We start from the raw sequence: 13,981 nt of genomic DNA on the forward strand, positions 1-13,981 counted from the left end.
AATGGCGGGAAATAGTATGGCGGAAGAGCAGTTTAGGGCCATTTTTGGCGGCAACGATGATAAGAGTATTCCAGAACGTTTAAAGGAAATGCCCAATGAAAAATTAATTAAAAGTTTTTATTTTATCCAAAGTATTCCTGAGGCCACACAAATACGTGTGCTTCAGGATATTTTAAAATCTGCTCAGAATAGTGAGTTTGGCAGAAAAATGGGTTTTTCAGACATTAAAACCGTCGACGACTTTAGAAACAAGGTGCCAATATCGGATTATTCTCAGATTGAAGAAGAGCTGACACCGTTAAAAGCAGGTCAGGGAGACATTTTTTTTGACGGTCCAACAGCCAGTTTTGTTGCTACTAGCGGCTCCACTGGTGTACCTAAACTGATTCCTGAAAGTAAAAATGGGGAATGTGTCAAGGGTTTGGTTTCTCAGATTCGGGCCATCCTTCTATTAATGATGGCCCCGGAAGTAATGGCGCCGGGAAAAAAGGTATTGGCTATTGTTAACCCCTCGGAGTATGGCAAAACCGACGGAGGCATTCCGATTGGCTCCGCTTCTGGCCAGGCGGCCAAGGATATGCCAGTCGAGATGTTAAAAAAAATGGTGCTGCCACCGGCAATGATGATCGCGAAGGGACTGAGTAATGAGACAACCGATTACTTAACGATTCGCTATGCGTTGGCAGAAAAAAATCTGGTTGGTGTTGTTTGTAGCAATATTGCCCACTTTAATATTTTACTAAAAAAAATGAATGCACAAGCCGACGATTTGCTAGAAGATATCAGAGAGGGTCAGATATCGTCAAAGATTTCCATTGATGCGGTACTGAGGGAAAAATTGGTTTCGGAATTATTGCCAAATCCGGAGCGGGCAGCAGAACTGGAAACAATTCTTAAAAACAAAAAGACCCTGGATGTGGCAATGATCTGGCCCGAGTTTGCGGTTGTGTCCTGCTGGATGTCAGCCAGTGCAGCAAAAATTGTGACCGATATCAAAAAGCACCTCCCTCAGTCGGTCAAATTCCTGGAATGGGGCTACGGCGCCAGTGAAGGAAAGTTTAATATACCAGATAAAGCCCAGGATCCAGCCGGATTACTTGCTCTTTTTGGTTATTTTTTTGAGTTTTTACCAGTCGGAGAAGTAACGAGTCAAACCCTTTTGGCCCACGAATTAAAAAAAGGTGGCTATTACGAACTGATCATTACCTCCTATTCGGGCTTGTACCGCTATAATATGAAAGATATCGTCCGAGTGACGGAGATGAATAATCAGATTCCCAGGCTTGTTTTTGTGTGCAAAGAATCGGAAAAGCTGGAGTTGGATCGCCTGAGTTTAAGGGTCTTTGAAATTGATGGGGCGATTGAGACAATTTCTAATTATTTAAATCAGGAGATCCGTTTTTATCAGATCTTATTGGATCGGGAGAATAAAAAGCTGATCTTTATTCTGGAACCCTATTCAGAGCGGTTTGATAGTGAGGTTTTTAGATTGAACTTGGAGAAACACCTGTTTAAGCTAAAGCCCAGCTATCAGCGATTAAGAGAATCATGCCACTTACGGGGAGTAGAAGTAATAATGGTGAGCGATGGTTACCGTGATTCGTTATTTTCCCGATCAATCATGCCCGGGAAGAATGTAAACCAAACAAAATTAAAAACCATTGTAACGGAATACCCTGATCGTAACAGCATTGCGGGTTGGGCAAAGGAAGGCGAAAAATGATAAAGATGATACCCAAACTGATTTATTCCCTTAATATTAAAAAAGGTTACAAAAAAATTGAGAATTTTGATCGTTTAACCGAAAATGCTCCGGAAATCAATAAACAATTGATGCTTGATATGATCGCTAAAAATGCCGACACCGAGTATGGAAGGCGCTATCACTTTGACCAGATTAAGACCATTGAAGACTATCAGAACACGGTGCCTTTTTCTATTTATGATGATTACGCCCCTTATATCGAACGAATGATAGCCGGAGAAAAGGATCTGTTGACTAAGGATAATATCATCCATTATGCCCTGACTTCCGGTAGTGTTGATAATCCCAAAAAGATCCCGGTTTCGGAACAAACGGTCGATCTTTACCGGGAATATGCCACCCAGTTCAGCTTTGCCATCATTGCCCGGGCATTGGGGAAAAAGTGGAAACGCGGTCGCGGACTAAACCTGATGGAAGTCAAATTTGAAACGCTGTCCAATGGTTTGTTTGCCGGGTCCATTTCAGGGCGGGGTGTTTACAGTATCAAAAACCTTTTGTTTTTGATGTTCACCTCACCTAAAGAAATTGTTTTTCCTACTGAAATAATGGACACCAAGTATGCGCACCTTCGTTTTGCACTGATGGAGCGAAATCTGTCCTATATTGTTTCTGCCTTTATGACTGGTATTTCTGACTTGATGAAATATATGGAAACAAATTGGGAAATGATCGTCGATGACATCGAAAAAGGCACCATCGATCCGGATATAAAAATTCCCGATGAGATCAAAGTTCAGTTATTGACCCAAATAAAGCCGAACCCCAAACGGGCGGCGGAACTGCGAGAAGAATTTAAAAAAGGTTTTGATACCCCCATTATTCCCAGAATCTGGCCCGAACTGGCTTTTGTCCACGCGATTGGTAGTGGAAGTTTTTCAGTCTATACGGATAAAATGCGTCACTATCTGGGGGATATTCCCATTTATTTCAGCGTTTATGCCGCATCAGAGTCAATTATGGCGATTTGTAACGAAATGGAAGCCCAGGAATTTGTCCTGATTCCCGACTCGGCCTTTTATGAATTTATCCCGGTGGATCAGGAAGAAGGGGAACAAACGCTGACCATGGAACAACTGGAAACCGGTAAGGATTATGAGATCGTGTTAACCAACACCTCTGGTTTTTACCGCTATCGGATCAAAGACGTGGTACGCGTGGTGGGCTGGTATAAAAAATGCCCCAAGATCAAATTTGTTTATCGACTCAATCAGATGGTCAGCATAGCTGGCGAAAAGACGACCGAAGAATGCGTTTCCTGGGCAGTTAAGGAATTTGCAAAGGCCACCGACTGCGAGCTGGTGGATTATTCGGTCTATGCCGATGTGGCGGTATCGCCGGGTCGCTATGTTATCTTTATTGAATTAGAAAAACCGCTGGCGAAGGGACAGTATGAACAATATCGTCAAATCATGGAAGCGAAGTTAGGGACGGCCAACCCTTCGATTGGCTTCAAGGTCAAAAGTGGAATCTTGAGTCCTTCCGAAATTTCTTTTGTTCAGGAAGAAACCTATGCTCTTTATCGTGATCTGATGATTATGCGGGGGATTTCCGGGAATCAGTTAAAGCCGGTACGGGTGATTGACACGTTGGTCAAAGAGAACTTTTTCTTTGCCTTAGTGGATAAGGAGTAGCCGATGGTCAGTTTACTGTTACGGTATTTAAAAGATTACCGGCTCCAGATGATTCTGGTCTTTGTGTTTGTGCTCAGCCAGGCGGCGGCGCAACTTTATCTGCCTACAATGATGGGGGATATTATTGAAAATGGGGTGGCTCAGGGGGACACGCCTTATATTCTAAAAAGCGGCGCAATGATGCTGGCGGTTTCATTGGTGGCGGCGGTCTGTATGGTGGCATCAAGTTATTATTCAGCCTATGTCACCGCGTCCTTTACCAGTCGAATTCGGGCGGATGTGTTTGACAAGGTCAAGGATTTTTCCCAGACCGACTTCAATCAATTTGGCGCAGCTACTCTGCTGACCCGCTCCACCACCGATGCGACCCAGATGCAAATCGTTGTCATCAATGGGTTACGGTCATTACTACTGGTTCCAATTACCGGTGTTGGCGCTCTGGTGATGGCTTTTCGCGAAAATATTACTCTGACACTGTTGCTATTGGGATCGTTTCTGATCACGACGATTATTATTGGGCTAACTACGGCCCGAAGTATGCCCTTATTTAAGCTGATGCAGCAGAAAGTCGATCGGCTAAATCTTTTGATGAAAGAAAAACTCACCGGAGTCCGGACGATCCGAGCGTTTAACCGTCAGGATTATGAAACCGAGAAATTTGGTCAGGCCAACCAGGAAGGTATGCAAGCGGCTGTTAAAGCAAACTATGCAGTCGCTTTCTTTGCCCCGCTGATGCAACTGATGATGAACCTGACGATGGTGATCATTTTATGGCTAGGAGCCCAGGAGGTTCAGCAGCAAATTGTTACATTGGGTGGTTTGATGGTATTTATTCAATACGTTTTAATGTTTATGTCTGCTCTGGGTCTGGTTTCGGCTTTGCTTATGGCTTATCCCCAGGCGGCTGTTTCGGCGTCACGGGTTAAAGAGGTATTGGATTGCGACTTTTCCATTCAGGATAAAGAAAATCCGGTGATTCTTGAGAACATTGCGGGACGCATTGAATTTAGAGCGGTTTCTTTTGGCTATAGCGGTGCTGAAATAAATGTTCTGGAGCGACTCGATTTTGTTGCTGAACCAGGAAAAATAACCGCAATCGTCGGCGCTACCGGTTCGGGTAAAACCACGCTGGTCAATTTGATTATGCGGCTTTATGAGGTTAGTTCGGGTGCCATTGTAATTGATGGGGTCGATATTAGGGACTTAACCCAGCATGATCTGAGAAGCATTATTGCCTATGCGCCCCAGGAATCGGTGCTTTTTAGTGGAACCGTGTTGGAAAACATCCGGGTCGGCAAGGATCAGGCCACCGAGGCAGAGGTTATCGAAGCCTTATCGATTGCTCAGGCGCTTGACTTTATCAACGAACGGGAAGGCCAAGTGGCCAGCACGATTTCTCAGGGCGGCAAGGATCTCTCCGGAGGGCAGCGACAGCGCCTTAGTATCGCCCGAGCGGCAGTTAAGAAAGCCCCGATCACGATCTTTGATGATTGCTTTTCGGCGTTGGATTTTAAAACTGATTCTTTGGTTCGCAAAGCCATACGCGAAAAATTTGGTGATAAAACGGTGTTAATTGTCGCCCAACGGATCAGCACCATTAAACACGCCGATCAGATTCTGGTGCTGGATAATGGCGCCATTGTCGGTCAGGGTAAACATGAGGACCTGATCCGCGATTGCCGGGTTTATCAGGAAATTCTGAAATCCCAATCCTATAGCGATGGGAAGGAGGAATCACTGTGAAAACCAAAAAAAGAAAATACAGCTTTGGTGCTATTGGTAAGCGGCTGAGTCATTATTTAAAGGATAAAAAACATGTTATCTTTTTTGTGACGGTCGCACTGATTGCCAGTACCATCTTTGCAATTTTTGCACCGGTGGTGACCAAGGATATCACCGATAGCATCGCCGATAGTATTGCTAAAAATACCGATATTGATTTTTTATATATCGGGCAGCAGCTAATCATCCTGGCGGCGCTTTATATCTTAAGCGCCGGGTTTGCCTATTATGCCACCATGCGCACTACCTATTTGTCGCAATTGGCGATTAAGCGATTACGGGCCGATATTCAGGAAAAACTGAATAAACTGACGCTCAATGTCTTGGATCAGAGTGAACGGGGGGATTTGCTTTCCCGGGTCACCAATGATGCGACGACACTTTCGAGTGCACTGCAAAGCAATCTGACCCAGATACTGGTTCAGGCAACCAGTATTATCGGAATTATTGTGATGATGCTGGTGCTGAATGTGTCGTTGAGTCTGATCTTCTTTGTGGCGATTCCACTTTCTTATTTTGTCATGAAACTGATTACCAAAAAAACCCAGGTCCTTTTCAGACGACAGCAAAAAGAACTGGGTGCTTTGAATGGGCTGATTGAAGAGGTCTATGATGGTCATTTAATTGTCAAATCGTTTAATCATGAAGCAAAGTCAGCCGAAAAATTTGATGCGATCAATCAGCGGTTCTTTAAATCTTACCTGAGTTCCCGGTTTTATTCGGGATTGAGTTCACCCTTAATGAAGCTAATCAATAACCTGGCCTACATTGGTATCTGTGTGGTAGGCGGTATTTTTGTTATTACTGGAACGATGACCATTGGGACAATTCAGGCTTTTCTGATCTATGCCAATAATATTGCCAGCCCCACGGCTCTCATCTCTAATAATTTGAACTTTATTCAGGCCGGTGCAGCGGCTGCTGAGCGGATCTTTGAATTTCTGGATCGGGAAGAGGAACAGCCAGATCGAAGTACCGAAGTTCTTGATGTAGCCACTGCAAAAGGTCAAATTGAATTTAAAAATGTCGCGTTTGGCTATGTTCCCGAGCGGATTCTCTTTCATGATGTTTCGCTAACAGCAGAGCCTGGCGAAATTCTCGCAGTAGTGGGCCCCAGTGGTGCTGGTAAGACCACCCTGGTTAATTTGTTGATGCGTTTTTATGAGATTAATCAGGGCAGTATTTTGTTAGAAGGTCTCAATGTTAAGGCTCTTACTCGGCCGAACCTGCGCAGTGCTTTTGGCATGGTGCTCCAGGATACCTGGCTGTTTGATGGTACCATTGAAGAAAATATTGCTTATGGCAAAAGCGGGGCAACCCGGGACGATGTTATCGCGGCGGCAAAAAAAGCGCAGTGTGACGAATTTATTAGAAAACTGCCGCTGGGCTATGAGACCCGAATCGGCGGTGATTTTACCACCCTATCCGAGGGGGAATGCCAGCTTCTGGCCATTGCCCGAACGATTATTGCTGATCCCAAGGTATTAATTCTGGATGAGGCGACCTCGTCAGTGGATACCCGAACAGAAATTTTGATCACCCAGGCCATGGAAGCGATGATGAAGGGACGAACCACCTTTATCATCGCCCATCGGCTCTTTACGATCAAAAACGCCGATAAGATTATTTTTATGAAAGAAGGCGATATTAAAGAGGTCGGCAGTCATACCGAACTGATGAAGATGGGTGGTTTATACGCCAATTTATATTTAAGTGCATCAGATAATTAAAATTTCTGATAGATAAGTGGAATTACATATTTAACAAGGGGCGATCCGTGATGATCAAGGGGTCAGACCTTTGCCCGCACACTGCACAATTGCCAGTTCAATTTGCAAGAGACTTAAATTTAACGTAGATAGATAAAATTAGGAGGTTAGAATGAAAGGTTGGTTATTAAGAAATCCCGGAAAAATGGAAGATCCTTCAATTGTGAAAATTATGAAGGTGGTGGAAGAGTTACATGTTGACCTAACGGTGGTTGATCCGCTACAGATCCATGTGGTCTGTGACCATGACTTTGACGGAAAACTTTATGTCGGGGACGAAATCATGGCGGTACCGGATTATGTGGTGGCAGCCTTCTTTACTGAAAAAAACTACCATACCTCGGCAGCATTGCGAATGCTGGAATCATTGGGCGTACTCTGCATCAATTCGTATGATGCGATCAAAAATGTCGATGATAAGCTGCTGACCTTTCAGTTGGTGGCCGAGTCCATTGAAGCGGTTTGTTTTCCTAAAACCCTGCTGGTTACGGAATATACTGAAGCATCCTTTGTCAGTAAACTGTTTGATTATCCCGTGGTGATGAAGGTCATGCATGGCAGTAAGGGCAAAGGGGTGGTGCTGGTTAACAATGAAAAAGAACTGGATAACCTGATCAGTATGAGTACCGCCAGCGAAATCGGCGATGAAATTATTATTCAGGAGTGTATCAAAGCCTCCTCCGGTCGCGATCTACGGATGATTTTGGCCAACGGTAAGTTTGTCAAATCATTTATCCGTCAGAATGAACAGAGCTTTCGTTCCAATCTCGCCAAGGGCGGTCATATCGTCGAATATACTCCACCGGCTGCGGTGATTGAGGCCGCTGAAAGGGTTGCCCAGCTGCTTAAAATCAATATGGGCAGCGTCGATTTTCTCTTTGGCGAAAATGATACCTTCTATTTATGTGAAGCCAATGCCATGCCGGGAGTGGCCTTTGACATCAAAGTGATGTTTGCGGATTTAATGAAGCAGGTAAAAAACAGACCGGAACCGCTCTGGAAAAAACGCTTGCGAGAAGGTGAAAAAACATGCTAGGTTGGTTATTGGTTAATCATGAAACGCTGGCGGAACCGTCGATCCAGACGATTATTGCGCTGATTGAAAAGATGGGGGTCAATATCAGAACCGTGGATGTCAGTGAGGTTCAGGTGATGTGCGAACCGGGCGACAGTCTGCATTGTTTCATCGGCGGCGAAGCGGTAGAGGTGCCGGACTTTTCGCTGTCAGCCTTTTTCGGCGGCAATAACTATCATAGCAAGGCCGTTGTCAAAATGCTGGAATCCCTTAATGTACTTTGTGTCAATAGCTCTGAAAGTCTGAACAATACCGCTGACAAGCTGTTAACCTTTCAAAAACTGGGCGCCGCTGAGCAGGGCTTTTTATTCCCTAAAACGGTGCTGATGACCCCGAAAACAAAGCCGTCCTTTATTGCCAGTGAGCTGGGATTACCCTGTGTGGTTAAGGTGATGCACGGCAGCAAGGGCAAAGGCGTGGTTCTGATTAAGACCGAAAAAGAACTGGAAAACATTCTGGATCTTTATGCGGCCATGAATTTTGATGATCACATCCTGATTCAGGAGTGTATCGCCGCCTCAAAAGGGCGGGATATGCGGATTATGCTAAGCGGTGGAAAATTCTCAACCGCCTATATCCGCGACAATGGCGACAACTTTAAATCCAACCTTTCTCAGGGCGGTGATCTGCAATTTATTACCCCACCGGCTGAGGTGATTAACATCGCAGAACGAGCTGCCGCTGTGCTGGATATCTACTTTGGCAGTATCGATTTTCTCTTTGGTGAAAACGACACTTATTACATCTGTGAAGCCAACTCGATGACCGGGCTGACCTACTCTAAGGATGCCCTCAGTAATACCAAGAGCAATCCTTTATTGCTGACGCTTAAGAATATTATGGCAGAAGCGCAGAAGCGCAAGCAAAAATGATGTGGAAATAGCGATATAAGTTGCATTAGGTATTATAACAAGAGGTCGATCCGTGATGGTCAAGGGGTCTAGACTCTCGCCCGTACACTGAGCAATTGTCAGTTTAATTTATCTTTATAGAAGTAGTCGGTGGAGCCCTTGGGTTAGTTCTGACAATTTTTCAAAAGAATCATATGATTGATCAGTTTCGTCAAAATCAAATCCACAATAAATTTATAGAGGAGTTATGATTATGAAAACCACAAAGTATTTCAGCCTGGCGTGTTTAAAGATCGCCAATTCTATTTTGGGCGCCTACACAGCAATTTCGGATGGTGTAAAAGAGATGACCATCGAGTCCAATGTGTTAATGTCAGACGAGATAGATAACCCACCGGTAAATGACAAGATTCAAACCATTTTGCTTAAATTTAGCGATGAACTGGATCCATCTACCATCGCTGATGCGGTGAAGCTGTATCGCATCGATAGCACCGGAAATCCGGTGGAAGAAATCTGTGCGGTAAAAATCGATCTCAATGATCCCCAAACCATCCGAATTAATAATAAAGATATTACCCGTTTTGCCCAGGGGGAAGAGTATCAGCTGGTGATAAAAAGCACCCTGGGTTCTAAGACCAAAGCATCGCTGGGGTGCGATTATGTCGGCTATTTCGTCACCAATATTGATTTTGATTTATCCGGCAACCCGGAGTTAAACGAAGAACGAACCCAAATTATTATTGCCAGCGATTTTCATCTGGGTGTTGATTCAGCCTTTGCCGAGCTGGAAAAAAATAAACAGGCGCTGGTGGATTTCTTGGGCCAGGTCAAAAATTCGCCTAATGTCAAAGAACTGGTCATCGGCGGCGACTTACTGGACGAATGGTTTTTACCGATGGATTATCAGATGCCGGATTCCAAAGCAGCTTTCTTTGATCAGGTGGCGGCCAACAACCAGGCCATCGTTGACGGCTTTAATGCCATTATCAAAGCCGGCGAAATCAAGGTGACCTATGTTCCTGGGAACCATGATTTATTGCTGACTGAGGCCGATGTGGCTCGAATCTTTCCGGGCATCAGTCAGGCCCGAGCAGAACTCCAGGGTCTAGGTACCTACGTTACCGGTTCCAATTCAGAAATTGTTATTGAGCATGGCCACAAGTACAATTTTTTCTGTACCCCTGACCCGCTTTCAAACCGAGCGATCACAAACGATAATACCACTATTTTGCCGCCGGGTTATTTCTTTACCCGTATTGCCACCACCTGTGTAGTTGAGGGCCATCCCCAGTCAGACAATGTCTTCCCGGAAATGATTCCCAACAAAGAAGACCCCAGTCAATTTAATGCCTATTTGTACTATGAAACCTGGAAAGCGATTTTATCGGTGTTGCCAGTCAAAGAAAGCTTTGAGGACAAGGTGTTAAAAACTAATATTGATGGATTTACAGAAAATTATTCCATTAATGACTGTATTCCTCAACAAGATAAAGAAACAGGAGTGATTAGCGGCGTGCTTTATCACAACATTCAGGATACCTGGGAGGAGCGTCAGACCATCAATGGAATAAAGGCAAAAATCCCTGTCAGAGATGCGATTACCCAGGCAGCAGTCCCTGCCTTTACCGATTTTCAGGCTCAAACTCAGTTTTTTGATTTAGACTCGTCTAAACGGATTGTGGTGTTCGGCCATACCCATGTGGCCGATGTTATCCCCATGACCAACCGCGACCATCAAAAAAACATTTATGCCAACAGTGGCACCTGGATTGATAATGCTCAGGGTTACCCGACTCGGACCTTTGTGGTGATTACACCGCCCAAAGGCAGTTCAGCCATTGAAACCGTCAATCTGTATCAGTATTCGCCGGATCAGACCATTTCCCAATGGACCGAGGCGCAGGCAATCCGAATTTAAGCATAAAAACTCCCGTGAATCTGCAACAAATTCACGGGAGTTTTATGATGCGGTCTTGATGATGTTATAAGAGATGAAGAGGGAGAAAAAATGCCAATAACCCATACTTTTGAACCAGTCTATGATAAAAAATCAAAAATCCTGATCCTTGGGACATTTCCGTCGGTAAAGTCCCGAGCAAGGGATTTTTACTACCAGCACCCCCAAAATAGATTCTGGAAAGTGATCAGTGCTCTGGTGGGCTGGTCAACCCCTGACACCATTGAAGATCAAAAGACCCTGCTGCTAGAAAACCAAATTGCTGTCTGGGATGTGATTTATTCCTGCGATATCATTGGCTCAAGTGACAGCTCCATTAAAAATGTGGTGCCCAATGATATGGGGTTACTATTAAATAAGACTGACATCAAAACTATTTTTGCCAACGGCGGCAAAGCTTATGAATTATACAACCGATACTGTTTTGAGGCGACTAAGAAGGCTATTGTCAAGCTACCATCCACCAGTCCCGCCAATGCCAGCTATTCTTTGGAAAAACTGGTGGATTGCTGGGGTGAAGCATTGAGCTTATAAATTTGCGTGTTAATTGCGCGATGTTTATTCGTTAAAGAAGAATATGGCCGATATTCTCCAAGTCAACCGTTACATCTGCATCGTGAAATTCGATTTCATACAATATGAGATGTTCACCGACTTGTTCAATCATTATTGCATAATCGGGTACTTTTTTAATGAATTCTGAGCTTAAGTCATAGATCGTATACTTGCTTTTTTTAACGACGCCATGTGAGAGCCATCTCAGTTTCCGTAGTTAAAAATTGGGATGGCTTTGATTATCAGTGATTTTAGTATTGCATTTCAACAGCTTCTTTTCTATTTTTAACGGTTAACAAAATCGATAACACTGCTCCGACCGAAGAAATTCCCGCTAAGACCGGTAAAATACCGACGATATCCGTGCCGAGAAGACCTTTTAAATAGTTTGCTACAAAATTCGAAAGAAAAACTGCGATACCACTGGCGGCACTCACCGCACCGATTGCGGTAGCGACAAAGCTTGGCGGAACAATGATTGTTGCCCGAACATAATAGAACGAATAGGCATTTCCCCAGGCGGCACCAAGAAGTGTACAGCAAATCGCGGTAACAATAAAGCTAGTTGAGATAAACAGGGCAAAGAATCCAACGGCAAAGATAATGTAGGTAGGGATGATTGTTGCACGATGCAGCTTCCCGAAAATCAAGCCAAACATAAGACCGATAACGCCCGAGCCAATTGTTCCTAGTGAGCCCAATGTTCCTGAGATTGCTTCATTCCCAATACCCGTTGCGGCAACATACAAAGCAATTTGATAGACAATAATGTAATAAACGATGCCGAGTGAAAAGAAAGCAGCCAGAAGTGGAACAAATTTTTTAACCCAGGTTTTATCAACGGCAACATTTGTTTCAATACTTCCGATGTTTCCATCACTTACATTAACAGCAATCAGCTTTTCTGCTTTAGCAAGATTCGGAACAAATAAAATGACCAGAACTAAAATCGGGGCGGCAACCCAATAGGTGCTATAAGCATTTTGCCATGATGTCACGGCCAGTAAACCGGCGATAAAACTTAAAATCGCTCCAATCGCAGCCATGGCAGAATTGTACCATCCCATAACGGTACCTCTTTTATTTTCATCAAGATAAACTTCGGCTACAATTGCAAGAGATGCTGAGCTTGTAAATCCCCAAGAAATACCACCTGAGATCATTCTAAGAATCAGAACATACCAGACATTATCAAAGGTGGCGCCAAGAATTGATGACACTGTAAACATACCAAAACCAAAGACTAACAGTGCTTTTTTATTGTACTTGTCGGCTAAGCGTCCACCTAGAATACAAAAGAATACTCCAAGTAGTGATGGACCAGTGACAATTAATGTTACGAGTGTGACGTTGTCAAATGTTTCAAACAAGCCACCGACAGCCGGAATAATTACAAAATCGGCCATGGTACAGACGTTTGTTAAAAATATCGCCAGCAAAAATAAGAACGTTCTGGATTTTGACAATGAAATATTCATTTAGTTTACCTCTTTCTCAAAATATTGTCTTGAAATACGATAAAGTTCTTCATTTGATTTTTTTTCAATATCCAAATCCTCAGAAAATGGCCAGGCAATAAATTTACCAAATTTTCCCTGCTCTGTGATCCGTTTTGATAGTATTTCACGCATAATTTCTTCATTCTGACCCACATCAAAGGCACTGAAGGTTCCAATTTTTCCTTGATATCGGTCAACGACCGCAGTGATATTATTAGCCGTGTCCTGGCCTTCCCAGGAATCAAACCCACAGTCGATGTACGCATCTAATAGGTTTTCTACATGGCCGCAGGAATGATAATTCACATATAATCCCATTTTATGTGCGGCATCCACCAGTTTTTTTGAGTGGGGAGCAATCACATCTCGAAAGGTTTTTTCAGACATAAAGGAATTTATCTGTGTTCCCATATCATCATGATAGGTGATAATGTCGGCATGATAGTATTTTTTTGCAATACTCATCAACTTTATATGAAAATCAGTAAATTTGTCGAAAAGAGCAACAACTTCTTCCGGTTCTTCCAGCAAATAACAAAAGGTATCTTCAAAGCTTGTTAAATCAGCCAATCGTTCAAAACATCCGTTAACGATTACAAAAAGCGATGCTTTATCTGGATCAACATAAGGTTTGAAGTTCGCTTCATAATCGGCCGCCCAGTCAATAGCATCTAAATCTGGCCAGATCAGTTCTTCTTTCCAGTTGCAAATATCGGATAAACGCCTGGTTCCTGGCTTAACCATGGCGGCACCAGACAATTCTTCATATTTCCACTCAATCCCAAACCAATCAAGGCCGCCTTTGTTTCTGGCTTTTGCATCGGGCATTACTTCTGGCTGAATGAAGTTAAAATCACAGTTGAGATTAGGTGTCCAAAAGGGCCTTTTTCCTGCATACATTCGCAGAACATTTTCCCGAGGGGTAATGGGCGCATTGAATTTGGGCACCGGGTAATCTAAAAAACCATATCCGTATGCCTGAACAACCTGCTCACAGACCGAATCGGTAACCAATTCTGCTTCGTTGAACTTGAATTTTTTCATCGTTTCCTCCAATAACATTTTTTTCATACACAAAGTATAGATTTTTGATA

General features: G+C 43.7%; 11 protein-coding genes. 8 read left to right on the top strand and 3 right to left on the bottom strand.

All coding sequences use genetic code 11. From position 1 onward, the window contains the following. Position 1 precedes the first annotated feature (1 nt). The 8 genes from ACIZ62_RS04665 to ACIZ62_RS04700 all read left to right on the top strand — a co-directional run bounded on the left by ACIZ62_RS04665 (position 2) and on the right by ACIZ62_RS04700 (position 11,367). Positions 2-1,723 carry a GH3 auxin-responsive promoter family protein gene (locus tag ACIZ62_RS04665; RefSeq protein WP_414151333.1) on the top strand — a complete coding sequence of 574 codons (1,722 nt, stop codon included), beginning with the start codon at positions 2-4 and terminating at the stop codon, positions 1,721-1,723. Then, complete coding sequence (locus tag ACIZ62_RS04670) at positions 1,720-3,396, top strand: GH3 auxin-responsive promoter family protein (RefSeq protein WP_414151334.1); 1,677 nt, start codon at positions 1,720-1,722, stop codon at positions 3,394-3,396. Before ACIZ62_RS04665 ends, ACIZ62_RS04670 begins: the two co-directional genes overlap by 4 nt. 3 nt (positions 3,397-3,399) lie before the next feature. Continuing rightward, positions 3,400-5,139 (top strand): ABC transporter ATP-binding protein, encoded by a 1,740-nt coding sequence (locus tag ACIZ62_RS04675; protein ID WP_111887741.1) that lies wholly within the window; start codon positions 3,400-3,402, stop codon positions 5,137-5,139. After that, positions 5,136-6,908, top strand: a complete 1,773-nt coding sequence (locus tag ACIZ62_RS04680; protein ID WP_414151335.1) for an ABC transporter ATP-binding protein — start codon at positions 5,136-5,138, stop codon at positions 6,906-6,908. The genes ACIZ62_RS04675 and ACIZ62_RS04680 overlap by 4 nt, the downstream gene beginning before the upstream one ends. A 151-nt stretch (positions 6,909-7,059) precedes the next feature. Next, positions 7,060-7,983, top strand: a complete 924-nt coding sequence (locus ACIZ62_RS04685) for an ATP-grasp domain-containing protein (RefSeq protein ID WP_111887739.1) — start codon at positions 7,060-7,062, stop codon at positions 7,981-7,983. After that, positions 7,977-8,894, top strand: a complete 918-nt coding sequence (locus tag ACIZ62_RS04690) for an ATP-grasp domain-containing protein (RefSeq protein ID WP_111887738.1) — start codon at positions 7,977-7,979, stop codon at positions 8,892-8,894. Before ACIZ62_RS04685 ends, ACIZ62_RS04690 begins: the two co-directional genes overlap by 7 nt. Before the next feature lie 232 nt (positions 8,895-9,126). Next, positions 9,127-10,794, top strand: coding sequence for a metallophosphoesterase (locus ACIZ62_RS04695; RefSeq protein ID WP_162624465.1), 1,668 nt, complete (start codon positions 9,127-9,129; stop codon positions 10,792-10,794). 90 nt (positions 10,795-10,884) lie between these two features. Next, the gene (locus tag ACIZ62_RS04700; RefSeq protein ID WP_322519304.1) at positions 10,885-11,367 is read left to right on the top strand and encodes a DNA-deoxyinosine glycosylase; all 483 of its coding nucleotides are present in this window, start codon (positions 10,885-10,887) and stop codon (positions 11,365-11,367) included. A 31-nt stretch (positions 11,368-11,398) separates the two neighbouring features. On the opposite strand, the gene ACIZ62_RS04705 is transcribed toward ACIZ62_RS04700, so the two are convergent. Genes ACIZ62_RS04705 through ACIZ62_RS04715 form a run of 3 tightly spaced genes read right to left on the bottom strand, consistent with a single transcriptional unit; the run spans position 11,399 to position 13,931 of the window. Beyond that, the gene (locus ACIZ62_RS04705; protein ID WP_371414206.1) at positions 11,399-11,596 is read right to left on the bottom strand and encodes a hypothetical protein; all 198 of its coding nucleotides are present in this window, start codon (positions 11,594-11,596) and stop codon (positions 11,399-11,401) included. Between the two features lie 43 nt (positions 11,597-11,639). Next, a complete protein-coding gene (locus tag ACIZ62_RS04710) occupies positions 11,640-12,866 on the bottom strand; it encodes an MFS transporter (RefSeq protein ID WP_414151336.1) in 1,227 nt (408 codons plus the stop codon). Continuing rightward, positions 12,867-13,931 (bottom strand): uroporphyrinogen decarboxylase family protein, encoded by a 1,065-nt coding sequence (locus ACIZ62_RS04715; protein ID WP_414151337.1) that lies wholly within the window; start codon positions 13,929-13,931, stop codon positions 12,867-12,869. Between the last annotated feature and the right edge of the window lie 50 nt (positions 13,932-13,981).

It is taken from the genome of Acetobacterium carbinolicum, from assembly GCF_047456275.1.
Taxonomy (GTDB): Bacteria; Bacillota; Clostridia; order Eubacteriales; family Eubacteriaceae; genus Acetobacterium; species Acetobacterium carbinolicum.

Bases quoted from the DNA above. Each gene is read 5' to 3' on its own strand.
- ACIZ62_RS04665 (WP_414151333.1), top strand. From the start codon at position 2: ATGGCGGGAAATAGTATGGCGGAAGAGCAGTTTAGGGCCATTTTTGGC.
- ACIZ62_RS04685 (WP_111887739.1), top strand. From the start codon at position 7,060: ATGAAAGGTTGGTTATTAAGAAATCCCGGAAAAATGGAAGATCCTTCA.
- ACIZ62_RS04675 (WP_111887741.1), top strand. From the start codon at position 3,400: ATGGTCAGTTTACTGTTACGGTATTTAAAAGATTACCGGCTCCAGATG.
- ACIZ62_RS04670 (WP_414151334.1), top strand. From the start codon at position 1,720: ATGATAAAGATGATACCCAAACTGATTTATTCCCTTAATATTAAAAAA.
- ACIZ62_RS04715 (WP_414151337.1), bottom strand. From the start codon at position 13,931: ATGAAAAAATTCAAGTTCAACGAAGCAGAATTGGTTACCGATTCGGTC.
- ACIZ62_RS04690 (WP_111887738.1), top strand. From the start codon at position 7,977: ATGCTAGGTTGGTTATTGGTTAATCATGAAACGCTGGCGGAACCGTCG.
- ACIZ62_RS04695 (WP_162624465.1), top strand. From the start codon at position 9,127: ATGAAAACCACAAAGTATTTCAGCCTGGCGTGTTTAAAGATCGCCAAT.
- ACIZ62_RS04710 (WP_414151336.1), bottom strand. From the start codon at position 12,866: ATGAATATTTCATTGTCAAAATCCAGAACGTTCTTATTTTTGCTGGCG.
- ACIZ62_RS04700 (WP_322519304.1), top strand. From the start codon at position 10,885: ATGCCAATAACCCATACTTTTGAACCAGTCTATGATAAAAAATCAAAA.